At 64.9% G+C, this 24,140-nt stretch carries 23 protein-coding genes; 9 read left to right on the top strand and 14 right to left on the bottom strand.

Features of this window, described 5'->3' with window-relative positions; genetic code table 11:
- Position 1 precedes the first annotated feature (1 nt).
- Complete coding sequence (locus tag AB4099_RS06675) at positions 2-541, bottom strand: phosphatase domain-containing putative toxin (protein WP_162768203.1); 540 nt, start codon at positions 539-541, stop codon at positions 2-4.
- A gap of 186 nt (positions 542-727) precedes the next feature.
- On the opposite strand from AB4099_RS06675, the gene AB4099_RS06680 reads away from it, so the two are divergent.
- From AB4099_RS06680 to AB4099_RS06690, 3 genes are read left to right on the top strand one after another with little or no spacing between them, the layout of a single operon-like run.
- A complete protein-coding gene (locus AB4099_RS06680; protein WP_162768202.1) occupies positions 728-1,822 on the top strand; it encodes an amino acid ABC transporter permease in 1,095 nt (364 codons plus the stop codon).
- Between the two features lie 2 nt (positions 1,823-1,824).
- Positions 1,825-2,922 (top strand): amino acid ABC transporter permease, encoded by a 1,098-nt coding sequence (locus AB4099_RS06685; protein ID WP_441477457.1) that lies wholly within the window; start codon positions 1,825-1,827, stop codon positions 2,920-2,922.
- A gap of 25 nt (positions 2,923-2,947) precedes the next feature.
- Positions 2,948-3,634 carry a GntR family transcriptional regulator gene (locus AB4099_RS06690; protein WP_441477458.1) on the top strand — a complete coding sequence of 229 codons (687 nt, stop codon included), beginning with the start codon at positions 2,948-2,950 and terminating at the stop codon, positions 3,632-3,634.
- Here AB4099_RS06690 and AB4099_RS06695 read toward each other — a convergent pair.
- Together AB4099_RS06695 and AB4099_RS06700 are read right to left on the bottom strand one after the other, a co-directional pair.
- Complete coding sequence (locus AB4099_RS06695; RefSeq protein WP_441477459.1) at positions 3,610-4,128, bottom strand: phosphatase domain-containing putative toxin; 519 nt, start codon at positions 4,126-4,128, stop codon at positions 3,610-3,612. The two genes, AB4099_RS06690 and AB4099_RS06695, sit on opposite strands and share 25 nt — an antisense overlap.
- A 204-nt stretch (positions 4,129-4,332) precedes the next feature.
- Positions 4,333-5,376, bottom strand: coding sequence for a transporter substrate-binding domain-containing protein (locus AB4099_RS06700; protein WP_441477460.1), 1,044 nt, complete (start codon positions 5,374-5,376; stop codon positions 4,333-4,335).
- Positions 5,377-5,735: 359 nt separating this feature from the next.
- Here AB4099_RS06700 and pepT point away from each other — a divergent pair, with 359 nt between their 5' ends.
- The 6 genes from pepT (at position 5,736) to AB4099_RS06730 (ending at position 13,744) form a co-directional block, all read left to right on the top strand.
- Positions 5,736-6,992: a peptidase T gene (gene pepT, locus AB4099_RS06705; protein WP_441477461.1), complete on the top strand. Its 1,257-nt coding sequence runs from the start codon at positions 5,736-5,738 to the stop codon at positions 6,990-6,992.
- Positions 6,993-7,272: 280 nt separating this feature from the next.
- Positions 7,273-8,139: a helix-turn-helix transcriptional regulator gene (locus tag AB4099_RS06710; RefSeq protein ID WP_441477462.1), complete on the top strand. Its 867-nt coding sequence runs from the start codon at positions 7,273-7,275 to the stop codon at positions 8,137-8,139.
- A 233-nt stretch (positions 8,140-8,372) separates the two neighbouring features.
- Positions 8,373-10,526, top strand: a complete 2,154-nt coding sequence (locus tag AB4099_RS06715) for a TonB-dependent siderophore receptor (RefSeq protein WP_441477463.1) — start codon at positions 8,373-8,375, stop codon at positions 10,524-10,526.
- A gap of 11 nt (positions 10,527-10,537) precedes the next feature.
- Positions 10,538-11,395 carry an alpha/beta hydrolase gene (locus AB4099_RS06720; RefSeq protein ID WP_441477464.1) on the top strand — a complete coding sequence of 286 codons (858 nt, stop codon included), beginning with the start codon at positions 10,538-10,540 and terminating at the stop codon, positions 11,393-11,395.
- On the top strand, positions 11,392-12,573 hold the full coding sequence (locus AB4099_RS06725) for an ABC transporter substrate-binding protein (RefSeq protein ID WP_441477465.1): 1,182 nt from the start codon (positions 11,392-11,394) through the stop codon (positions 12,571-12,573). Before AB4099_RS06720 ends, AB4099_RS06725 begins: the two co-directional genes overlap by 4 nt.
- 82 nt (positions 12,574-12,655) lie before the next feature.
- Positions 12,656-13,744: a DUF2218 domain-containing protein gene (locus tag AB4099_RS06730; RefSeq protein ID WP_113516187.1), complete on the top strand. Its 1,089-nt coding sequence runs from the start codon at positions 12,656-12,658 to the stop codon at positions 13,742-13,744.
- Between the two features lie 123 nt (positions 13,745-13,867).
- Here AB4099_RS06730 and AB4099_RS06735 read toward each other — a convergent pair whose 3' ends face one another.
- The 11 genes from AB4099_RS06735 to AB4099_RS06785 all read right to left on the bottom strand — a co-directional run bounded on the left by AB4099_RS06735 (position 13,868) and on the right by AB4099_RS06785 (position 24,048).
- Positions 13,868-14,824 carry a catechol 2,3-dioxygenase gene (locus AB4099_RS06735; protein ID WP_113516186.1) on the bottom strand — a complete coding sequence of 319 codons (957 nt, stop codon included), beginning with the start codon at positions 14,822-14,824 and terminating at the stop codon, positions 13,868-13,870.
- A complete protein-coding gene (locus tag AB4099_RS06740; protein WP_113516185.1) occupies positions 14,821-15,927 on the bottom strand; it encodes a 5-methyltetrahydropteroyltriglutamate--homocysteine S-methyltransferase in 1,107 nt (368 codons plus the stop codon). Before AB4099_RS06740 ends, AB4099_RS06735 begins: the two co-directional genes overlap by 4 nt.
- Before the next feature lie 27 nt (positions 15,928-15,954).
- Positions 15,955-16,665: an ABC transporter ATP-binding protein gene (locus AB4099_RS06745; protein WP_113516184.1), complete on the bottom strand. Its 711-nt coding sequence runs from the start codon at positions 16,663-16,665 to the stop codon at positions 15,955-15,957.
- A complete protein-coding gene (locus AB4099_RS06750) occupies positions 16,658-17,410 on the bottom strand; it encodes an ABC transporter ATP-binding protein (protein ID WP_113516183.1) in 753 nt (250 codons plus the stop codon). The genes AB4099_RS06745 and AB4099_RS06750 overlap by 8 nt, the downstream gene beginning before the upstream one ends.
- On the bottom strand, positions 17,407-18,408 hold the full coding sequence (locus AB4099_RS06755) for a branched-chain amino acid ABC transporter permease (protein WP_113516182.1): 1,002 nt from the start codon (positions 18,406-18,408) through the stop codon (positions 17,407-17,409). Before AB4099_RS06755 ends, AB4099_RS06750 begins: the two co-directional genes overlap by 4 nt.
- Positions 18,405-19,262: a branched-chain amino acid ABC transporter permease gene (locus AB4099_RS06760; RefSeq protein ID WP_113516181.1), complete on the bottom strand. Its 858-nt coding sequence runs from the start codon at positions 19,260-19,262 to the stop codon at positions 18,405-18,407. Before AB4099_RS06760 ends, AB4099_RS06755 begins: the two co-directional genes overlap by 4 nt.
- Positions 19,263-19,289: 27 nt before the next feature.
- Positions 19,290-20,432: an ABC transporter substrate-binding protein gene (locus tag AB4099_RS06765; RefSeq protein ID WP_441477684.1), complete on the bottom strand. Its 1,143-nt coding sequence runs from the start codon at positions 20,430-20,432 to the stop codon at positions 19,290-19,292.
- 78 nt (positions 20,433-20,510) lie between these two features.
- Entirely contained in the window at positions 20,511-21,194 is a 684-nt protein-coding gene (locus tag AB4099_RS06770; protein ID WP_113516179.1) for a 4-carboxy-4-hydroxy-2-oxoadipate aldolase/oxaloacetate decarboxylase, read from the bottom strand.
- Entirely contained in the window at positions 21,191-21,916 is a 726-nt protein-coding gene (locus AB4099_RS06775; protein ID WP_113516178.1) for a PIG-L deacetylase family protein, read from the bottom strand. Before AB4099_RS06775 ends, AB4099_RS06770 begins: the two co-directional genes overlap by 4 nt.
- Positions 21,917-21,942: 26 nt before the next feature.
- Entirely contained in the window at positions 21,943-23,058 is a 1,116-nt protein-coding gene (locus tag AB4099_RS06780) for a 4-oxalomesaconate tautomerase (RefSeq protein ID WP_113516177.1), read from the bottom strand.
- A 3-nt stretch (positions 23,059-23,061) separates the two neighbouring features.
- On the bottom strand, positions 23,062-24,048 hold the full coding sequence (locus AB4099_RS06785; RefSeq protein ID WP_113516176.1) for a Bug family tripartite tricarboxylate transporter substrate binding protein: 987 nt from the start codon (positions 24,046-24,048) through the stop codon (positions 23,062-23,064).
- Positions 24,049-24,140: the final 92 nt, after the last annotated feature.

The raw sequence follows: 24,140 nt of genomic DNA on the forward strand, positions 1-24,140 counted from the left end.
ATCACATGCGAGACCGCGCATGAGCGATCAGGTACTCGACCTGCGCTTGCGTCTCGATCGCGCCGGCTGCGTGTTCATGCCGGATTTTCGCGATCGCGGCCTCGGCTTCGAGGCCGCATTCGATGAGCAAATGCGCTGCGACCGTGCCGGTGCGCCCAAGCCCCGCCTTGCAATGGATGGCCCAGTTCTCCCCCGCCGCGAGGCGACGCAACAGCGCAAGCCTCTGCCAGTCCTCGGCGAAGGCCGCAGTCGGCGCGCTGTAATCGGGAATGGCTGCATGGGCCCACTCCAGTCCGGCCTCCCGGACAGCCACGGAAAACAGATTCTGCTCGCAAGGCAGCTCATGCGCCTCGACGAGACTGAGCAGCCCGCCGGCTCCGAGCCTGGCGAGATGATCGAGATCCTGGGCGAGAGCCATCACGGGATCGGCGCCTGGCAAGGGGCGCCCTCGCCACAATCCCGGACAAGGGGCCAGCACCAGCTTTCCGGCGATCCCGGGCAGCGCGATGATCGATGCTGGCTTCGAAGCTGACTTGTCCAAGCAGACCCCTCCGGGCCGAGCGCAAAGCCCGCAACGCCCATCAATTGACTCAGTGATATAGCTGTGTACAGCTATATCACTATGGAGTCCATGTCAGCCCCTCCGCCCAAAGCCGCGAGTTCCATGCCGCCTCCGCCACGGACGAGGCGTGAGCGGCTCGCGGACGTGCTTTGGCCGGCTGCGACAATGCTCGGGATCGCCCTTCTCGGTCTCCTCGCGGCTCGCAACGTCTCTGCGAACCTCGCGGCTGCGGGAATGGAAATCGACTTCTCGTTCCTCTGGCAGGAAGCGGGTTTCGATGTCAGCGAAAGCCTGATCGGCTATTCGCCCCGCGACACCTACGCCCGTGTGCTGCTCGTCGGCATCTTGAATACCCTCGCCGCGGCGGCCCTCATCCTCGTCCTGGCTAGCGGCATCGGGCTGTTCGTCGGCATCGCCATGACCAGTTCCAACTGGCTCGTGCGCACGTTGGCGCGCACCTATGTCGAGTTGCTCCGCAATCTGCCGAAGCTCCTGATCGTGATCGCGCTCTATGTCGCGATGGTGCGCAGCCTACCCCATATCCGCTCGGCCTGGACCAGCCCCTTCGGCGCGATGCTGAGCAATCGCGGTCTCGTGCTGCCCTGGCCCATCATCGAGCAGGGCGGCCAGGCGCTTGCGATGGCAGCCTGCCTCTGGCTCGCAGGCGCGTTTCTGTGGCTCCGCGCCGCCCGGCTGCACCAGGACCGCACAGGCGAGCGCCGCCCGGTCTTCCTGCCTGTGGTCGCTGCCGCGGCGAGCCTCTACGCGGCGCTCGACCTGACAGGGACGCTCCATGTCACCTGGTCTGTGCCGAAGCTGGCGGGCTTCAATGTCACCGGGGGCGTGAGCCTGTCCTTGCAGTTCACCGCGCTTGTGGTGGCCCTGTCGGTCTATCACGGCGGGCAGATCGGAGCGATCGTGCGCGGCGGCATCATCGCCACTTCGCACGGGCAGCGCGAGGCAGCACAAGCGCTCGGCCTCGACTGGTTGAAGACGATGCGGCTCATCGTGCTGCCCCAGGCACTGCGCGTGATCACGCCGCCGCTCGGCAATCAGTACTCCAACCTGCTGAAGAACACCTCGATCGCGCTGGCGATCGGATACTCCGATTTGCTCAGCGTCGTGAGCACATCGGTGAATCAGACATTCCGCCCGATCGAACTGATGGTGCTCGTGGCCGCCTTCTTCCTGATCGCGAACCTGCTGATCTCGGCGTTGGTGAACTGGTGCGACCATGCCTTCCGGCTGAAGGCGCGCTGAGAATGACGCTGACAGTCGAGACGATCGCCCGCGCAAATACCCCTCCCCGGAAGGGGCTCGCGCCCATGCTGGGCTGGCTGCGCCAGAATCTGTTTTCGAGCTGGTGGAATACGGTGCTGACTGTCGTCACGCTCGCTCTCCTGGTCCTGTTCGCCTGGAGCGCGCTGACCTGGGTGGTGCTCGAGGCGGTCCCGTTTTCCGGCAGCCGGGCCGAATGCCTGAATGCCACGGGAGCCTGCTGGGCCTTTCTCAGCGAGAAGGCCAATCTCGTCCTGACCGGGACCTACCCGGCCGCCGAGCGCTGGCGCGCACATCTCGCCAGCGGCCTGATCATCGTGACGATCCTCGTCTTTGCGCTGGTCCCGATGAGGCTTGCGATCCGGGCAGCCATGGTCGTGGGCACTGCTGTGCTCTCCTACCTGCTTCTGCGCGGAGGCATCGCTGGCCTGCCCTTCGTCGAATCGCACCGCTGGAACGGCCTACCCCTGATCCTGTTCCTGTCCGCCTTCACGATGGCTGCAGCGTTTCCGCTCGGTGTCGTGCTGGCGCTGGCTCGCTGGTCGCAGCACCGCGCGCTGAACCTTGCCGCCGTCGCCTATATCGAGACGGTACGCGCCATTCCGATGGTCGCAGTGCTGTTCGCCGGCATTTTCGTGCTGCCGCTCCTGCTGACGCGGGGCGCGACCATCGAACCCGTCGCCGCCATCCTGATCGTGCTGACCCTCTTCTATGCGGCCTATTTCGCCGAGGACATTCGCAGCGGGCTGCAGGCGCTGCCCAAGGGGCAGATCGAGGCGGGAGCCAGCCTCGGCCTCACCGCCGCGCAACGCATCCGCCTGATCGTGCTGCCCCAGGCCCTGCGCACGGCCATCCCCGGCATGACGAACACGATTATCGGCAGCTTCAAGGACACCTCGCTCGTCGCCATCGTCGGCATGCATGATTTGCTTTCGACAGCCCGCATGGCATATGCCGATCCTCTCTGGCAGGCCTATGCTTTGGAGGCGAACATTGCGATCGGGCTGTTCTATTTCCTCTGCTGCTGGATGATCTCCGAACGAGCGCGGCGGCTCGGGCACGGCGCCGGCAAGCTCGGCTGAGACCGGCCTTGCGACAGGGAGAGTTATGACGATCGAACTCACCAGCCCCGAGGCGCAGCAGCTTCGCCAGATGGTCCGCTCGCGCAACGACGTGATCTTCGAGATCGTGCGCGACCGCATCTGCCTGCGTGAATATGACGAAGGGCATGTCATCCACGAAGCAGCGCTTGCCGCGGAGTTCCACGTCAGCCGCACGCCGATCCGGCAGGTCCTGCAGCGCCTTGTCTACGAACAGCTGGCGGAGACGCGAAACGGCGTCGGCACCATCGTGTCCTATGTCGATCATCACGCTGTCGACATGCTGCGTTTCCGCATCGGCCTGACGGGTCTGATCGCCGATCTCGTGCCGCTGCAGCTCCCGACTTCGCTCCGGTCCGACTATGCGCGGTTGCGCTCACTGGCCGAGGGGCTGCGTGACACATCCCCCGTCAAGGATGTCTGGGGCGTCTGGCGCGCCCATCACGAGGCGCGCAACGCCCTGATCGGCGACGAGGCGCTGCGCCAGATGGACGACATGATTTTCTTCCGCATCGCGCGAAGCTGGGTCAGCTGGCTGAAATGCGATCCGGGGCTCGTGCGCGCCCTGCTCGAGCAGGAAATCGCGGCGACCGCCGAGAAGACCGAAAGCCTGCCGGCATCGGAGCTGTTTCGCCTGCATGCGGCGCATCTCGAATTGCTGCTCGCACGCTATGGCGAGGACGACAGCAAGTAGGAGACCTGGGCCTCGCTTTCGATTGCGCCCGGCCGAGCCGAGCGCACCGCGGCGATCGCGTCCTGCGGCGGCATTCCGGTCTCGATCAGCACGCGCGCGGCCATCATGCCGCTGCGGCCATATCCGGCGAGACAACAGAAGGCGACGCCCCCGCCGAGACCTAACTCGCCAAGGATCGCCTGGACCAAGTGCGGCCAGTCCAACGTCTCGTCCGGGGCTGAGAAGTCCGCGACAGGCGCGCACAGGAGGCGGATCCCGCGCAGTTCCGCAGCGCGCTCCAGGTGCTCCCTGTCATCGGCATCGCATTCCGTCTCGTCCAGAAGACTGATCAGGAGTGTCGTTCCCGTCGCCTTCAACCTGTCGAGAACCTGTTCCTGCAGATCCGCGTCGATGGTCCGCTCCCCACGCCGGAGGATAACGAGCCCCGGCAGCGGCAACATGCCGACGGTTCCGGCATGCCCCCGGACAGTGACCCACGCCGCGCCGTCCTCCATGCCCGCCCCCTTCCGCAAACGCTGCCGGATCCAGTGCTCCGATCGCCGCCGACTAGAGGCAGATCAGCTGGCGCTGTCCAGAGGCACGGCATTGGCAGTCTTGGAAGAGGATGCAAAGGCAGGGCCGGAACGCGTTCCGGCTCGCCGAGCGATCGGCGAGCCGGAAGAAGGACACGCAGCCGGGCTGCGGCTGAACGACGGCGGCTAGCGAACCGGAAAGGCGAAGATCAGTCCGCCATCCCTGGCCAGCCGGTTCGGCGAGGCTGAACGGTCCATGGCGAGAGGCGAGCCCTTGCCGATATGCTTTTCAAAAACCTCGCCGTAATTGCCGACCTGCTTGATGATCTGCGCGCTCCAATCGGGACGCAGGCCAAGCTTCTTCGCCATGTCCGCCGTCGGCCCCGTCGGGGAGATCAGGCGCTGCTCGTCGACTGGCAGATCCTTGAGCGAGCCGAGCTTGGCATCGATATTCTGCGAGGTGACGCCGAATTCCTCGGCGGCGATCATGATCTGGACACCCCAGAAGAGGGTCTTCTCCAGCTCCGTATCCGGACGCGACACCAGGGCGAGCGGCTCGGTGGCTGAGCGTTGCGGAACGATCACGTAGTCATCAGGCTTCGGTGCCAGCAGGCGGTCGGCGGCCAGGGCGGATACCGAGCTTGCCACCGCATCGCATTTTCCGGAGAAGAATGCCTGCAGACGGGCCGTCTTGTCCGCAATGTTCTCGACCTTGTAGGGCAGCTTCGCCGTGCCGAACCAGTCGGCGAGATAGAGCAGCGTCGTCGAGCCCTCTTCGGCACAGACGGTCGCGCCGGACAGGTCCGCGAGCTTCGTCATGCCAAGGCTTTTCGGCACCATGAAGCCCTGCCCGTCATAGAAGGTGGTCGTCACGAAGGACACGCCGGGATCGGCATCGCGGGTGCCGGTCGCGGTAATGCCGCGCGAGGCAATATGCGCACTACCGCTGATGATCGCCTTCAGGCTGTCGGAGAACCCGATGCCACGCAGCTCGGCCTTGGCCCCATCGCCGAAGATCGCCGCCGCCGCCATGCGGCAGAAATCGACATTGAATCCGCGGAATGCGCCCTGGCTGTCGGGGACGGAGAATCCCGGTGAGTTCGGGTTGACCAGGCAGACGATCTTTCCATCCTGCTTGATCTTGTCGAGAACCGGACCAGCCTGTGCGCCCGGTGCAGCGGCAAGCAGAGCGGCCGCGGACAAGACCATGCGGAGCACGTGAAACGCCATATCAATCCCCCTCTTCCATGGCGGAAGCTTGTAGCTATCTACCTGTATACAGCAACGCAGCAAACCGTCAAACCCACGACGGTCTTCAGGCCCCCTTGGGCCGTTACTGGCGGATAGGAGCCTCCCCGTCGCGACCCGAGCGCATCGTCGGCAGGGACTGCGACGTCTTCCGGATTGCGGCACGCGAAGGGGAGACCAGCCGGGCCGCCACTGTGCGGCAGCCGCCATTGCGCTAGATTCGTCGCAACGGAAGCAGCGGATGGGCCGGACGCGATCGCGTCGGTTGCTTTCGGGTCACGGAAACGCCGACATGCCGCCTGACGCGGCATCAGAGCCTCGAAGAGACGAATGGAGCAGGGATGAGCATTCGCGAGCAACTGGTCGAGCGGTTCTTCCGCTATCTGGCGGTTGAGAGTCAGAGCAACGCTGCTGCGGCGACGCTGCCGAGTACGCCCGGCCAGCAGCGGCTCGCCGAATTGCTCGCAGGAGAGCTGCGCGCACTGGGACTTGAGAAGGTTGTCCTGGACGATCATGCCACCGTCACCGCAATGAAGCCGGGCACCAGACCGGGCGCGCCAAGGATCGGCTTCATCGCGCATCTCGACACGATCGACACCGGCCTCTCGCCGACGATCCGCCCGCGCATCCTGCGCTTCGAAGGCGAGGATCTTTGCCTGAATCCGGAGAAGGACATCTGGCTGCGCGTGGCTGAGCATCCCGAGATCCGCCCCTGGATCGACCAGGACGTCATCGTCGGGGATGGCACAAGTGTGCTCGGAGCCGACAACAAGGCCGCGATTGCCGTCATCATGACGCTGCTTGAGGGGCTCGACGCCGAGAGCCAGCATGGCGACATCGTGGTCGCCTTCGTACCCGACGAGGAGATTGGCTTGCGCGGTGCGAAGGCGCTCGACCTCGCCCGCTTCGACTGCGAATTCGCCTATACGATCGATTGCTGCGAACTCGGCGAGGTCGTGATCGAGAACTTCAACGCCGCCTCAGCCGAAATCATCTTCACTGGCGTCACCGCCCACCCGATGTCCGCGAAGGACGTCATGGTGAACCCGCTGCTGATGGCGCTCGACTTCATCGGCCAGTTCGACCGCGTGGAGACGCCAGAGCACACCGATGGCCGCAACGGCTATTTCTGGTTCAACGACATCGTCGCCAATGCCAGCGAGGCGCGCCTGCGTGTCCTGATCCGCGACTTCGACAGGGAGCAGTTCGAGCAGCGCAAACGACGTATCGGCGAGGTTGCCGACCTGATCGCCGCGCAATATCCCAAAGGCTGCGTCAACTGCCAGGTGACCGATACCTATCGCAACATCCATGACAGCCTGGGCGATGACCGCCGCTCGGTCGACCTGCTTTTCGCGGCTCTGGAAGCACTGCGGATCGAGCCGAAGCTGATCCCGATGCGCGGCGGAACAGACGGCGCAGCGCTCTCGGCCAAGGGGCTGCCGACCCCCAACTTCTTCACGGGCGCTTATAATTTCCACTCGCGCTTCGAGTTCCTGCCCGTCCCAGCCTTTGAGAAATCATGGGAGGTCGCGCGCATGCTCTGCACCTTGGCAGCGCAACCAAACGGCCCACTCAAGGTGATCCACCCGGATTGAACGGGTCCACGCTGAGCGTCGTCGGACGCTAAGAGGTCATGCTCCCGAGGACGCTGGCCGGCAGGGCGGATCGGGCGCCCGGACGCGTGGTTGGCGAGCAGATTTTCGCCGGACGCCAGCGACGCGCCTCGACCTGCTCGGCATCTACGCTGCCACGGCCACCCGAACGCCAGCCCGTGTGGATCCAGGATCATTAGAATTCTTATAAACTATTGATATTGCAGAGATTTATGTTTCTCGTCTATGACGGATCCTAGGGTACGGATGCCATGGGGCAGGAATGGACGATAGGCTCGATCAGGATCGGTCGTCAGCTTCGATGCAGTTGTTCTCGAAGCGTCTGAAGGTGTCCGCCGGAACGTTTCGGCACGGGCGGGGCGAACAGGTCGTCGGGCCGATGAAGCGGGGGCTCAAGGTCGTCGTCATGCTGCAGGGACATCAGTCCTATGAGCTCGACGACAGGCCACCTCTGACCATCAACAGCCCGATGCTGCTGGTCGCCGCCAATGACGGCGATCATGTCCAGAAACGGACCTGCCTGTCGGGCGAGGGCGTGCGCTGCGCGATCGTGCAGCTCGATGCCGACTTCGCGCAGGACGAACTTGGCGCCAGCTTCTCAGGTCTGATGGGACAGATGCAGGGCAGCGGGATCGGCCCGGGACTATGGGCACGCGCTGCCGGCGCCGATCTGCGCGGGATCGCGCTGCAGATGGCGGAATGCCGGATCGAAGGCGCGATGCGCAATCTCTACATGGCCGGGAAGGCGCTCGAACTCGCGGCCACAGTTGTGGACCAGATCGTCAACGAGCGGCCGCAGCGGGCCGCGCGGCTGTCGCCGCGAACGATCGAGCAACTGCGTGCGGCGCACGCTCTGCTTCTTCAATCGGCCCGCAATCCCCCGACACTGGGGGAACTCGCCAGGAATACCGGCCTTAATGTCACCAAGCTGACAGCCGGATTTCGTCAGCTCTACGGCGCGAGCGTCTTCGACTACCTGCAAGCACACCGCCTGCAACAGGCCTACGACCTGATCCGCAGCGGCGAGAAGAGCGTCACTGAGGCGGCCTATCACGTCGGTTACAACCCTGCGCATTTCTCGGGCATCTTCCGGAGGCGCTTCGGCGTTCTGCCCAGCGCGTTGCGTTGACGGCGTTTCGCCGAAGTTCAGGCGAACGATTGGAAATCTTCAAAACTCTTTCGAAAGAAATACTGCGGGCAGCCAAAGTCGTTCCGATTGCCCCGCTTGTTGTGCTGGTCGAGAAGAAGGCCGCAATACGGCGAGGCATCTCGATCATGAATATCTATAACCCGAATAAGGATGGATCTTGGTCGATCCGAGCAGCAGGCGCTCCTATATGCTTCTGGCGTCGTGCCAGGAGCGTGGCACTCGCCAGCGTCGCTCTCTGTGTCCTCCCGGTCGCGTTCGCTGGTCCGGCCCTCGCTCAGGGCGTGCCCCCCACCCTCTCGCTCGACACGATCGAGGTTCAAGGCGCGACGGAGAAGGCGAATGGGCCAGTCGACGGCTATATCGCGCGGCGCAGCGCCAGCGGCACCAAGACCGACACTCCCCTGATCGAGACGCCGCAATCGATTACGGTCATCCCGCGCGCCCAGATCGACGATCAGGCCGCGCAGAGCGTCGGCCAGGCGCTGCGCTATTCCGCCGGCGTCCTGGCTGAGACGCGCCTGTCATCGGGCCGTTACGACAGCACCTTCATCCGCGGTTTCGGCGGCAGCGGTTCGAATGCCGGCTTCATCAATTTCCAGGACGGCCTGCGTGTCCAGCGTGGCGTCAATTTCCTCGTCCCAGCCATGGAAACCTACGGCCTTGAGCGGATCGAGGTGCTGCGCGGTCCGGCCTCCGTGATCTTCGGGCAGGTCAAGCCCGGTGGTCTGGTGAATCTGGTCAGCAAGCGCCCGACGGATCAAGCCTTTGGCGAGGTTCAGGCCCAGATCGGCTCGCATCAGCGCCGCCAGCTCGCCTTCGACATCGGCGGGCCAGTGAACCCGGACAAGACTGTCCTCTACCGGATCGTCGGGCTCGGCAGGGCCGCCGATACGCAGGTCGATTTCACCAAGGAGGAGCGAGTCTATATCGCGCCATCGCTGACCTTCCAGCCCAGCGCTGCGACGAGCCTGACCATCCTCACCTCCTTCCAGCGTGACCCGGAAACCGGCTTCTACGGCTTCATCCCGGCAGTCGGCAGCGCATTGCCCAACCGCTACGGCCGCATCCCGAGCAAATTCTTCCCCGGCGAGCCCGCCTATGAGGGTTACAGCCGAAACCAGATCGCTGCAGGTTATGCGCTCGAGCACCGCTTCAACGATGTCTTCAGCTTCCGCCAGAATCTACGGTTCACCGACCTCGAATCGCGCTTCAGGACTGTCGCCGTGGCAAGCCTGGCCGCCGACCAGCGCACCCTGGTTCGCCGCGTGACCGCATCGAACGAGAAGGCCAGGACCTTCGGCGTCGACAACCAGCTTCAGGCCGATTTCCGCACCGGTCCGCTGACTCACAAGGTCCTGCTCGGCGTCGACGGCTACTGGATGGACGGCACCGCCTTCACCGGCGCGGGTGGCACCGTCCAGACCCTCGATTGGGTCAACCCGGTCTATGGCCGCACGCCCTTTGCAACACCGGCCCTGCCCGGCACCACGCAGGAAACGACGCAGTTCGGCGTCTATCTGCAGGACCAGATCAAGCTCGACCGGCTCTCGCTCCTCGTCGGCGGGCGCTTCGACAACGCCAGAAGCCGCACGCGCGCCCTCACCAATGGCGCACTGACGAAGCAGGACGACGAGGCCACGACAGGCCGCGCCGCCTTGATGTACAATTTCGACAACGGCCTGGCGCCCTATGCGAGCTATTCGACCTCATTCGAACCGGTTGCGGGCACGACCTTTGGCGGTTCGCCCTTCAAGCCGACCGACGGCGAGCAATACGAGATCGGTATCAAATATGCGCCGCCCGGCTATGACGCCTTCATCCAGGCGGCCGTGTATCAACTCACCCAGAGCAATGTACCGACCGCCGATCCCGCCAATGTCGGCTTCCAGATCCAAACGGGCGAGGTACGGGCGCGTGGTTTCGAGGTCGAGGGTCGGGCGAAGCTATTCGACAGTCTCGAGCTGATCGCAGCCTATGCCTATACCGACGCCGAGGTGACGAAGAGCACCGGCGTCGACCTCGGCAAGAGGCCGACGGTGGTTCCCCGCAACATGGCTTCACTCTGGGGCCACTACACCTTCAAGACAGGCCTGTTCGCGGGCTTCGCGCTCGGCGCCGGCGTGCGTTATGTCGGCGAGGGCGCAGGCGATCCCGGCAACACCTTCAAGACGCCGGACTATACCCTGGTCGATGCCGCCATCAGCTATGATTTTGGTGTCCGCACCCAGGCGCTGAAGGGCTGGAAGGTTCAGGTCAACGCCCAAAACCTGCTCGACAAGGACTATGTGGCGGGTTGCTACGCCCTGACCCAGTGCTCGTTCGGCCTGCGCCGGACCGTGCTTGCGACCCTGTCCTACAGATGGTGAGCCGCGACGCCATGGAGGCGGCAACGTTTCGAAACACAGGCGGTCCCGCGATTCCGTTAGCGGAGCCCGCAACTCTGGCGCAAGCGCGCCAGCTGGACATCGTCGCGGGCCATGGCGAGATCTATCGGCTGCTGATCGCGATCCCGCCTGGCCCGGCTCCGGCGGCAGGATTTCCGGTGATCTATCTGGTCGACGGTAATGCTCTTTTCGCCACGGCCGTCGAGACGGCGCAGCTTCAGGGTCGGCGGCAGGATGTGACGGGGGTCGATCCGGCGGTCATCGTGGGCATCGGTTATCCCATCGACACCCCGTTCGATGGCGCGCGGCGCCAGAGCGATCTCCTGCCGGACGACGGAGGGGCCGACCGGTTCCTCGATTTCATCGAGGAGAGCGTGAAGCCGGCGGTCACAGCGCTTGCCGCCATCGATCCCGGCCGCCAGGCTCTGGTGGGCCATTCCTTCGGTGGTTTGTTCGCTCTGCATGCGCTGTTCACGCGTCCCGAGCAGTTCAGGTCCTATGTCGCCGGCAGCCCTTCGATCTGGTGGAACGATCGCGCGATTGAGGTCAGCGAGGCCAGTTTTGTTGCGCGCAGCAGCGCGGCAACCCTGCCGCGGCTGCTGATCACAGTCGGTGGCGGCGAACAGACATGCGACGCCAGAACCTCTCCGGAGCGGGCTCAACGCCTGCAGATGGCGCGCATGCTCGACAATGCCGGCGAGATGGCGCAGCGGCTGCCCTCGTCGCGCTGCGTCGTGGTGGAGCATATGGTCTTCGACGGCGAGAACCACATCTCGGTCATCCCGGCGATGCTCGCGAGGGCGGTTTCGTTCGCGATCGCCGGCACCGCCGGCCGGGAGGCGGCGCCATGAGCCAGGTACGGATCTCGTCGCGCCGGCAGCGGCCATTTGCGTGGATTCTGGGCCTCATGCTGACGCTCTTTGCGTTGACGGCAGCCGCCCCGGCCCTGGCCGCCCCCGTGACGGTGACCGATGTGCTCGGGCGAACGGTGACCTTGCCGGGCCCGGCCAAACGCATCGTGCTGGGGCAGGGGCGCCAGCTCAACGCGCTGGGGCTCATTCATTCCAATCCGATCAGCCTGCTCGTCGGCTGGGGCAATGACTTCCAGCGCCAAATGGGCGACGCCTACGCGCTGTACCGCGCGCGGTTTCCCGCGATCGAGACGCTGCCAACGGTTGGAGACAGCACCCCGGACGGGTTCTCCTTTGAGAAGGCAGTCGAGCTTGACCCGGACCTGGTCGTTCTGAGCCTGTCGATCGCCGGGACGCGCCGAGGCCCTGGTGATCTCGTTGCGAAATTCGAGGCCGCGGGCATCCCGGTCATCGTGGTGGATTTCTTCCTGCAGCCGTTCCGCGACACGGTGCCCAGCCTGCGCATCCTGGGCAAAGTGATCGGCAGGGAGGCGGCGGCCGAAGAGTTCGTCACCTTCTACCAAGAGCGGAGACAGCGCATCGCCCAGCGGCTCGGTCCGGTCGAGCGACCGTCCGTCTTCATGCATGCGCATGCTGGAAGCGCCGAATGCTGCTTCTCGCCGGGAAAGGGCACCTTCGACGACTACATCACGGCCGCAGGCGGAAGAAACATCGCGGCAGCGCTGCTGCCGGGAGCGACAGGCCAGGTCAGCCTCGAGCAGGTTCTCGCTCTGGACCCGGCGATCTATATTGCGACAGGCGGCACCCATCTCGCCAGGAGCGGCGGGCTGGTGCTGGGTCTGGGCGTTCCCGCCGAAATCGCGTCGCGCAGCCTTGCAGCCCAGCTCGCCCGCCCCGGCCTCAAGGCACTGACGGCCGTGAGGAACGGCCATGCCTATGGTCTCTGGCATCTGTTCAACGACACCCCCACCCATGTCGCAGCGATCGAGGCGATGGCGAAGTGGTTCCATCCGCAGCTATTTGCCGATATCGATCCGCAGGCGACGCTGGACGAGATTTCCCGGCGCTTTTCGGCGATCCCGCTGCACGGAACGTTCTGGCTCGAGCCACAGGGCGGAAATCCGGGAGGCCTTGCAAGCCCGCCGGCAAAGCCATGAATCCCGCCATACGCCTGCAAATCCTGATCGATAGGCTGGCAAACCACGCCCCACCTGCCGCCGCCCGCGAGGTTGCCCTGCCATGACCGCTCTCGTTGCCCACGCACGGATCGCCCTGACCGATCCGGACGCCATCATCGCTCCGCTCTGCGAGCACCTGGCCGAGCACGGCGCCGAGGTCTCGCAGGAAGACGGCGCGACCGTCATCGCGCTCGGCAGCTACCGTGGCTGGCTGCAGTCCAGCGACGGGCATCTCGTCGTGCGCGCCGAGGCGCCCGATTTGGCGAGCCTGCAGGGCGCCAAACAGGCAATCGCCAGCCATGTCATCGAATTTGCGCCCCGCGGCGAGGCGGTCCCCACTATCGCCTGGAGCGGAGCCGGGAGCGGCGTCGCGATCCCATCGAGTTTTCGTATCCTGACCGTGACGGGTGTCCGGGACATCTCGCCGCATATGCGGCGGATCCACTTCCAGGGCGAAGACCTTGCCAGGTTCGACAGCCTGGAGGCGCTGCATGTCAGGTTGTTCCTGCCGCCACCTGATCTGGCCGAGCCGGAATGGCCGACATTCGGAGAGGATGGGATCTTGCGTCTGCCGGAGGCGGACAAGGCGCCGGCCGTACGCAAATACACGATCCGGGAGATCGATACGGTCGCGGGGACGGTCGCGCTCGATTTCGTGCTGCACGAGGATGCCGGCCCCGGCGCCGCCTTTGCGGCGCGGGCTCGGCCTGGCGATCGTATCGGCATGGCAGGTCCCGGCGGACGTGGCTTACGCGAGGCCGACTGGTATCTGTTCATGGGCGACGAGACCGCGCTGCCCGCGATCGGTCGCATGCTCGCCCACCTGCCACCGACGGCACGGGGCATCGCCTTCATCGAAGTCGCCGATGCCGGTGAAGAGCAGGCCCTGGTTTGCCCGGCCGGCGTGGAGATTCGCTGGCTGCATCGCCTGGGGGCCGAAGCCGGCGCCTCGACGCTGCTCCAGGACGCCTTCGAAGCCGTGGCATGGCCTTCGGACGAGGCGAGCGTCTATCTCTGGGCCGCACTCGAACACGCCGGCTTCAAGGCCCTCCGCATGGCTGCGCGCAGCCGCCTGCGGCCCGAGCGCGATCATCATCTGATCGTCAGCTATTGGCGTCGCGGCATCAGCGAAGACCGGCAAGCCGACTGAAGGTGCAGCGCCACGCCCCGTCGGCCTTTTCGATCAGGGGTCTATGCCCCCGATCCCATTTTCAGCCGTGACAGAGATGAGGCCGCCGGCGAGCGATCCAGCGCGTGCGACGGCCATCTGTACTCACCCGGCGGCCGGCGGGGTACCGTGCGTGTGGAAGCTCTCGATCGTCTTCAGCCCCCATGCCTGGCCCTTCTTCCGCTCGGCTTCGGTCCACGTCACCGTTTGCCAGTCCGGATCGAGAATGAGGCGTGCGCCGGCATTGGCGATCTCGATGCGATTGCCGGCAGGCTCGTAGACATAGAGGAAGAAGGTCTGCTGAACCGCGTGCTTATGGGGCCCGGTCTCGATGTGAATACCATTCTCGAGAAAGATGTCGGCAGCTTCGAGAATATGTTCGCGCTGGTCGGCAGCATAGGTGAGGTGGTGGAAGCGCCCGAGTGCCGCAGTGTGGTCGCGCGTGTAGGCGATGTCGTAGCTCTTGTTGTTGACGGTGAACCAGCAGCCGCCGACCTCGCCGGAATCGAGCACGATCTGTTCCGTGATGCGGCTGCCCAGGGCCTTCGGCATGAAATCGCGGATCACCGCGACGTCCTGCGCCAGCAGATTGAGATGGTCGAGACGGCGAACAGCGCAACCGCGGCCATGATTGCGCTGAGCCTGGTTCTTCAGCGCCGGCCGTTCATGCGGCGGCGCGGCATATTTCTGGGTGTCGAAATAGATCTCGAACACATGATTGTCGGGATCGCGGAACCGATAGGCCCTGCCATGGCCGAGATCGCCATCGTTCCAGCCGATGCCCGCTCCCATGGCCTCGATCGCCTTGACGCGGCGCATGAGCGCCGCCTCGCTTGTCGCGCGATAGCCGATATGGCCGACGCCCGTCGTGGTCGAAGCCGTGAGTTTGAGGGTGTGGAACTCGTAGTCGTCCCAGGCGCGCAGATAGACGCTGTCCCCCCCTCGTCCGCTCTCGGTCAGCCCGAGGATATTGACGAAAAAGTCGAGACTTGCCTCCGGCTTGTTCGTGTACAGCTCGACATGGGCGAGATGAGCGATATCGAAACAGGGTTCCTGGTTCATCCCCAGACCTCCTGCGCCACCTCGACGATGCGCGCCAGCTTGGCCCATTGCTCGTCCTCGGCCAGCACATTGCCCTCCTCGGTGGAGGCGAAGCCGCATTGCGGCGAGAGGCAGAGCTGGTCCAGAGGCGCGAAGGCCGATGCCTGCTCGATCCTCCGCTTCAGGTTGTCCTTGCTTTCGACGCTGCCGAATTTGGAGGTGACGAGCCCCAGCACGACCTGCTTGCCCTTGGGCAGGAAACGCAACGGCTCGAAGCCGCCGGAGCGGTCATCGTCCCATTCCATGAAGTAGCCGTCGACATTGATCTGGTTGAAGACCAGATCGGCGACGGGTTCATAGCCGCCCGAGGCGATGAAGGTCGATTTGAAATTGCCGCGGCAGGTATGAGTGGTGATCGTCATATCCGCCGGCTTGGCCGCCGTCGCCGTGTTGATGACGTCGCGATAGATATGGATCAGCTTGTCGGGCTCATCACCCCGATCGACCAACATCTGGCGCTGCTCGGGATCGCAGAAATAGGACAGGCTGGTATCGTCGAGTTGCAGATAGCGGCAACCGGCATCGTAAAAGGCCTTAACCGCCTTGGCGTAGGCCATGCCGAGATCGGCATAGTAATCCTCCATCCTGTAATAGGCGGAGATGTCGACGGCTTTCCGGCCGCCGCGATAATGCAGCATGCTCGGGCTCGGGATCGTCATCTTCGGCACGCGGTCGGTGACGGAGGCGAGAAACCTGAAATGGGCGAGATGCGGGTGGTCGTCGGGGAAGTCGAGTTTGCCGGTCACGCGAAGGCCACGGGCCTTGGTCGCGACGCCCTTGAACTGGATGCCTGAATCCGAGTCGTATCCCTGCACACCGGAGAGATTCTCCAGGAAGTCGAAATGCCAGAAGGCCCGACGGAACTCGCCATCCGTGACGGCCTGGAGCCCGACCTCTTCCTGCTTCTTCACCAGTGCCCTGATCTCGGCGTCTTCGATCGCCGTCAGATCGGCGGCGGAGATTTCGCCCGTCACCAGCTTGGCGCGCGCGTCCTTCACGCGTGCGCTGCGCAACAGGCTTCCCACCATATCGGCCCGGAACGGCGGCTTGTGTCGGAGGGGCATGCGGTTTCCTTCCCTGATCATGGTCTTCTAGGCAGCGGCGCTGAGGCCGAGATGGCGCTCCAGCCGCGCCGGTTCGCGCAGCAGCGCGGCACTGTCGTCGGCGAGCACGACGCGACCGCGCTCCAGCACGATTGCGGTGTCCGTCAGTTCCAGGATCGTCCTGGCATGCTGTTCGATGACGATGGCTGCCAGCCCTTCGTCCCGGAACAGCGTCTTCAATGCCGCGAGCAGTTCCTCGACGATGATCGGCGCCAGCCCCTCGGTCGGTTCGTCCAGAAGCAGCAGCCTGGGATTGAGCATCAGGGCGCGACCGATGGCCAGCATCTGCTGTTCGCCACCGGAGAGCTGGTTGCCGAGATTGCTCTTGCGTTCGGCGAGGCGCGGAAACATCCGGAAAACGCGTTCAGTCGTCCATGGTCCGGGACGTGCGACCGCGGTCAAATTCTCGACGACGGTCAGCGACTTGAAGATGTTGCGCTCCTGCGGCACCCAACCAATGCCGGCATGGGCACGCTGCTCGGGCGTAGCCGTGGAGATGTCGGCATCGGCAAATGTGATCCGCCCGGCTCGCCGGCGCGTTACGCCGATGATCGTGTTGACCAGCGTCGTCTTGCCGACGCCGTTGCGGCCCAGCAAGGCGAGCGAGCGCCCCTCGTCAAGGGACAGTGCGACATCGAACAGGACGAGCGCGTCGCCGTAGCCGGCACTCAGCCCTTCGATCCGCAGGAGCTCAGACATGAGCGGCCTCGCCGAGATAGGCCTGTTTGACGGCAGCGTCGCGCGCGACCACCGCGGGTTCGCCTTCTGTCAGCACACGGCCATTGACGAGAACGGTGATCCGGGTCGCGAACCGGAAGATGATATCCATGTCATGCTCGATCAGGAGCACCGAGACATCGTCCGGCAATGCCGCGACGGTCTCCAGCAATTCGCGCCTCTCGGCTTCGGGAACGCCGGCGGCGGGCTCGTCGAGCAGGAGTACGCTCGGCCTGGCCGCAAAGGCCGCGGCGATCTCGATCTGGCGCTGCTTGCCATAGGGCAATGTCGCGATGCGCTGATCCATGATGTCCTCGAGCTTGAAGCGGGCGAGGATATCGGCCGTCTCCGCGATGGCCTCGCCATCGGCATCGAGCCTCTGGAAAAGCCGCATGCCCCGGCCGAGCCGCTCTGCGGTGACGAGCGAGATCATCTCGAGCGGCGTCATCGTGCGGAAGAGCTGGTTGATCTGGAAGGTGCGGGCGACACCGCGCTTGACCCGCGCCTCCCGCGACAGGCCGGTAATGTCCTGCCCCACCAGGCTTACGCGCCCCGATGTCGGCCGGAGAACCCCTGTGAGCAGATTGACGAAGGTCGTCTTGCCCGCGCCGTTCGGGCCGATCAGCGCGTGGCGCGCGCCCTTCTCCAGCGAGAACGTCACGTCGTCGGTCGCAGTGATGCCTCCGAAGGTCTTGACGAGATTGAAGGTCTGCAGGACGGCGCTCACGACGAGGCCCCGCGTTCCGGAAACCGCGCAACCAGCGCCTTGATCGCGCCATGGATCAGTTCGCGGCCGCCAAGCACGAAGAGGACGAGGAAAAGTCCGATCCAGAACATCCAGTATTGCGGGGTGAAGGTCGCGATGGCGTCCTGCAGGAACTTGAACGCGATCGCACCGATCAGGCCGCCATAGAGATAGCCGGCGCCGCCGATGATCAGCACCAGCATCAGGTCGGCCGATCGATGGAAGTCGAACACGTCGAGCGAGACGAATTGCGTGGTCTGGGCGAGCAAGGCGCCCGCCGCCCCGGCATAGGCCGCCGACAGGGCATAGATGGCCGCAAGGCGCCACGGGACAGGCACGCCGGATGCCGCAGCGCGCAATTGGTTGTCGCGAATGCCGCGAAGGGACAAGCCGAATGGCGAATTCACGATGCGCCGCGCGATCAGGAACAGGATGAACAGCACCAACAGTGAATAGAGATAGGCCGTGCGCCCGAAGATATCGAAATCGAACGTCCCGAAGATTGGTGCCATCGTGATGCCCTGCAGGCCGTCGGCGCCACCCGTGAGCCATGCCAGCGAGTTCGCAACCTCGTAGAGGATCAATGCCACGCCGAGCGTGATCATGAGGCGGGTCAGATCCGTGCCACGCAGGACGAGCGGACTGGTGAGCAGCCCGAGCAGCGCGGATGTCGCCATGCCGAATGCCAGGCCGGCCAGTGGATCGGCCGTGACATACTTGGCCAACAGCCCGGCCGAATAAGCGCCCATCCCCAGGAAGGCGGCATGCCCAAGCGATACGATCCCGGCATAGCCGAGGATCAGATCGAGCGAGAGTGCGAACAGGGCCAGGATCGCGATCTCGTTGAGGATCAGAAAGCGCGTTGGGAACAGCGCGAAGGACGCCGCGGCGAGGAGCCAGAATGCCAGCTCGGCGGGGTGCCAGCGCCGGGCGCGGCGCAGCGATTGCCTGACGTGCTGTTCGAGAACCGTACCGCTCATGTGCGAGCCCTCGCGAATAGGCCCTCGGGGCGAAGCAGCAGCAGGATGACCATCAGCGCGTAGATGATGAAGGCTCCGGCCTGCGGGACCAGATATTTGCCCATCACGTCGGCAACGCCGAGCAACATGGCTGCGAGGAAGGGGCCGGTGATCGTCGAGGTACCGCCGACCGTAACGACGATCAGGAAGTAGATCATGAACTTCAGCGGGAAGGTGGGATCGAGACCCATGAGCTCGATCCCAAGCGCGCCTCCAAGCCCCGCCAGTCCGGAACCGAGCGCAAAGGTCAGCGCGAACAACCGGTTCACCGGAATGCCCAGGCCACGCGCGACGCGGGCATCGTCCACGGCGGCACGCAGCCGGCTGCCGAAGCGGGTCTTCGCGAAGCCCCATTGCAGAGCGACCGCCAGCAGCCCGCAGATGCCGATCACGAACAGGCGATAGTAGCCGATGCCAACGCCGAGCACGTAGAAGCGCCCCTGAAGCCAGCGCGGCAGCTGGATGATCTGCTGGCTCGAGCCGAGCAGCCAGTCCGTGCCCGCAACAGCCATGAAGACGAGCCCGATCGAGAACATCACCTGATCGAGATGGCTCTTGGCATACATCGGCCGGTAGACGAGCCGCTCGAGCACGATCCCCGCCAGCGCAGCGGCAAGGAAGGCGGCCGGAAGCGAAGCCAGGAACGGCAGACCCAGCCGCTGCATCAGCAGCACGGTTACATAGCCGCCGAGCATGGCGAAGGCGCCATGAGCGAGGTTGACGAAATTCATCAACCCCATCGTCACGGAAAGCCCGCAAGCGAGGACAAACAGCACCATCCCATAGGCGATGCCATCGAACAGGATGGTGAGCATGTCGTCGGTCCGGCCGCGTCAGACCGCCTATTTGCGCGCCTTCACCGGATCTTTGACCTGCGGGATCGTGGCAAACTCGATGTTGAACAGGTCGGAACCAACCTTCTCGGTGCGGCGGACATAGATGTTCTGGATGATGTCGCGCGTCGCCGGATCGATCGTGATCGGTCCGCGCGGGCTCTCCCAGGACGCGCCCTTCATCGCCGCGATGAGCTTTTCGCCGCTGGCGTCGCCATTTGTCGCCTTGAGCGCCTCGGCGATCAGCCGCATGCCGTCATATCCGCCGACGGCCATGAAGTTCGGACGCACGCCTGGATTGGCGGCCTCGAACGCCTTCACAAAGGCCTGGTTGGCTGCGCTGTCGTGCTTGGCCGAATAATGATGCGTGGTGATGGCGCCGATCGCGACGTCTCCCATGCCGTTGAGGATATCGTCATCGACCACGTCGCCTGGGCCGATCAGCTTGACGCCGGCCTTGTCGAGGCCGCGCTCGACGAACTGCTTCATGAACTGCGCGCCGATGCCCGACGGCACGAAGACGAACAGGGCGTCGGGCTTTGCCTCGGAGACGCGCTGCAGAAAGGGCGCAAAATCCGGGTTGCGCAACGGCACGCGCACGCTTTCGACCGTGCCGCCGGCAGCCTTGAACTTGTTGGCAAAGGAGGTCTCGGCGTCGATCCCGGGGCCGTAATCGGTCACGACGGTGAAGACGCGTTTGATGCCGTTCGACCAGGCCCAGTCCGCCATCGGCTCGGACGCTTGCGGCAGGGTGAACGAGGTGCGCACGATGAAGGGCGAGGCCTCGGTGATCGACGCCGTCGCAGCCGCCATCACGATCTGCGGGATCTTGGCCTGGGTCGCGATCGGGGCCGTCGCCATGGCGAGTGGCGTCAGGCCGAAGCCAGCCAGAACCGCAACCTTGTCGTTGACCACGAGCTCCTGTGCGATCCGGCGCGTCGCGTCAGCGTTGCCGGTATCGTCCTTGAGAATGACTTCCAGGCGCTTTCCGCCATGCGTCGCGCCGCTCTGAGCCAGGAAGAGCTTCACGGCAGCTTCGATTTGGCGTCCCGTCGACGCGAAGGGCCCCGTCATCGGCAGGATCAGCCCGACCTTGACCACCTCCTGGGCCTGCGCCGCGCAGCCCAGTGTCACCGCGAGCGCACCTGCCATGAAGCCCTTCAGAACCGTCCTGCGGAATGTCACCGTGGTACCCCTCCCTGGGTCTGGCTCTTGTTTTCGAGCCGCCTTTTAGTTGTCGTCGCGATAGACGAGCCCGGCCTTCGCCAGCCCATCGCGCATTCCATACATATCGAGCCCGAGCTCGCCGGCGGAGAGCCGGCGACGCTTCTCATCTTCATTCGCCTCCCGCGCCCGCGCCGCGGCAGCAACCCTCTCCGCCTCGAGCCGGGGAACCACCACCACGCCATCATCGTCCGCGACGATCACGTCGCCAGGATTGATCATCGCGCCGGCACAGACCACCGGCACGTTCACCGATCCGAGCGTCGCCTTGACTGTCCCCTTGGCCGAGATCGCGCGCGACCACACCGGGAACCCCATCTCCGTCAGGATGCGTACATCACGAACCCCGGCATCGATGACGAGGCCGATGCCGCCGCGCGCCCTCAGAGAGGTCGCGAGAAGATCGCCGAACATGCCGTCAGTGTTGTCTGCCGTGCAGGCGACCACAAGTATGTCGCCGGGCATGACCTGCTCGATCGCGACATGGATCATCCAGTTGTCGCCGGGTTGGGCGAGGACGGTGACGGCCCCACCGGCGATCGAGGCGCCGGCATAGATCGGGCGCATATATGGCTTCATCAGCCCGGTCCGGCCCATGGCCTCATGGGTGGTCGAGACGCCAAGTTCCTGGAATGCCGCCATATCGGCGCTTGCAGCCCGTTTCTTCGTGCGGACGACGACGCCGGTCATGCCAGTGACTCCAGGGCTTCGGGGAACAGGCGCTGGTAGGCCTCACCGTAAGTCATCGCCTTGCCGGAGTTGCGCCCACCCTGCATGCCGCGGTTCAGCGCCACTCGCGTATAGTATTCCCAGAGATGTTTCTGCGCGGCCAGGATTTCGAAGGCCTTGCGCTTCGTCTCCCAGACCTCGTCGATGTTGAGGATCAGGTTCGGCTTGAAATTGCACTGCTCGGGCTGGTGCGGCTCGAAGAGGAAGACGGGCGGTGCGGCATAGGGACGTGCAGGGTCCGGCTTGTGGCCTGCAGCCTGAGCGATGATCCGCGCTTCCTGCGCGAAACGCGCCGCTTCGGGATGGTCGACATTGTAGGGGTCTTCGAGCGCATGGGTCAGCACGAAGCTGGGATTGAGCTCATGGAAGAGGTCGATCGCCCGGTCGAGCATCGGCCCTGTCGTGCGCAGCGGGTAGTCGCCGGCATCCATGAATTCGATCTCGGCCCCGAGGACCCCGGCGGCGCGCTCGGCTTCGTCGCGACGCTGCGCCTTGACGTCCTCCACCCGCACACCCGCCTGTTTCCAGGCGAACTGGCTTTCGCCGCGCTCGCCATAGGCCAGGCACAGGATCTTTACCCGCATGCCCTGCCTGGCATGCAAGGCGATGGCACCGCCCGCACGCCAGACGAAATCGCCGGGGTGGGCGGTAATCACCAGACCCGTCTTCTGCAGGCTCGCCATTGAGCTGTAATCCTCTCTTCTTGGTCCTATTCGGCGGCGCTGCGTGCTTCGTCGCCGCTGCGCGCGAGCGCATGCGGCGGCACGTAGGCCTGGCCATCCATCAGAATGCGCGCGGTACGCAGCAGGCCGGCACGCTCGATGACGGGACGCTCCGTCGTGCCTCCCACGGTGAGCTTCACGGTGAATTCCCCGGTCGGATGCTCGACGGAAATCGCGCGTTCGCGACCGGCAGGCATCGCGGCGACCGAAGCTGCCGGCGACCCCGGCAGGGCTGCGGCTGTCGCCACCGTCACCGCTGCAAAGACACCGATCGAAGCGTGGCACTCATGCGGGATGAAGCTGCGCGTCGCGATCGAGCCTGCAACGGGACGCGCGACAAGGGCGATCTTCGGGACCACCATCTTGGCCACATCGCCGAGATTCATCAGCGGCCCGGCCGCGAGGCGGATGCGCTCGATGCGCTGCTTCAGCTCCGTATCCTCTTGCAGCACTTCGCGGGCTTCGTGGCCGGTGCGCCCGACATCGACCGCCCGCAAAACGATGACCGGCATGCCGTTATCGATCAGGGTGCATTCGACACCATCGATAATGTCGACCGGATTTCCCGTCGGCAGCAGCGCGCCACAGACGGAGCCTTCCGTACCGAGGAAACTGATGTCGATCGGTGCGGAGGTCCCGGGCACCCCATCGATGCGGGCATCGCCCTCGACACCAGCCTGACCGGCATCCGTCCGCATGGTGAGATCGGCGATGGTGCCCGTGTTCAGCGTCCGAACCCGGACGGTGGTGCTGGCGCCCTCTGCTCGAACGAGGCCCCGCGCCAGCGCGAAGGGACCGATACCGGCGAGGATGTTGCCGCAGTTCGGCGTGGTGTCGACCGACGCGGTCTCGATGCCGACCTGCGCAAACAGGAAATCGACGTCGCAGTCCGGCTCGTTCGAGCGAGAGACGATCGCAACCTTGCTCGTCAACGGATGCGCCCCACCAAGCCCGTCGACCTGGCGCTTGTCGGGTGAGCCCATGACCGCGAGCAGGAACGCGTCGCGCGCGGCCGTGCCAACCGGCAGATCCTCGGCGAGGAAATAGGCGCCCTTCGACGTACCGCCCCGGATCAGCATGCATGGCACGGCAATCTGCAACATCGCTCAGCCTCCGCCCTTGATGCTGGCACGCGTGATGATATCGCGCCACAGCGTCCCTTCCGACGCGATCAGACGCCCGAAGCCCTCCGGCGTCTCGCGGCGCGCAATCGCGCCGTCGCGATCGAGCGCCGCGACGAATTCGGGCTGGTCGAGCAGCGCGTTGATCTCGCGGTTGAGGCGCTCGACAATTGCAGCCGGCGTGTGCGCGGGGGCAACGATGCCATACCACTGCACGGCTTCGAAACCCGGCAGTCCGCTTTCGGCGATGGTCGGGAGCTGAGGGGCAAAGGAGGTGCGCTCGGAGCTGGCGACGCCGAGCGCCCGCAACTGGCCCGCTGCGGCGAGCGGCAGCACCGCTGGACCGCCAGTCAGCGTGAACTGCACGGAACCGGCGACGAGATCCGTCACCGACGGTGCGGTGCCGCGATAGGGCACATGAATCGCCTCGAAACCGGCCCGATGCGCGAGATAGGCACCGGCAATATGCGCCGCGCTGCCTTGTCCACCGGAGCTGTAGTTCAGCTTGCCCGGATTGGCCTTGGCATAGGCCACGAATTCCCGGAACGAGTTCGCCGGCAGACTGGGATTGATGACGAGGATGTTCGGCACCATGGCGACCAGGGCGACCGGCTGGAAATCCTTGACCGGATCATAGGGGACATTGGGATAGAGCGCAGGGTTGAAGGCAAGCGTTCCGATATGCCCCATCATCAGAGTATGGCCGTCCGGATCGGATTTCGCGACCTGGCTCGCCGCGATCATGCCGCCGGCGCCGGGGCGGTTCTCGATGACGAAGCCCTTGCCGGGAAGGGTGCGTTCCAGTCGGCTGGCGATCAGACGCGCGAGGAGGTCGGTGCTGCCGCCCGGGGTGAACGGCACCACGAGCCGAATGATTTGCGTCGGCCAGGCCGGCTGGACCTGCGCACGCGCAGCGTGCCCGAGGCCTGCCAAACCCAGCCCCGCAAGAAATGCTCGGCGGTCGATGTTCATCACGCGCCACGCCCTTGCCGCGCGCCGTACCCGGTCGCCTCGCCAAATCCGATGAACGCGATCGTCGCTGCTTTGGAGCCAGGCATGGGTCG

Origin of the sequence: Allobosea sp. 2KB_26 (genome assembly GCF_052115715.1) — a bacterium.
Classification (GTDB): Bacteria; Pseudomonadota; Alphaproteobacteria; order Rhizobiales; family Beijerinckiaceae; genus Allobosea.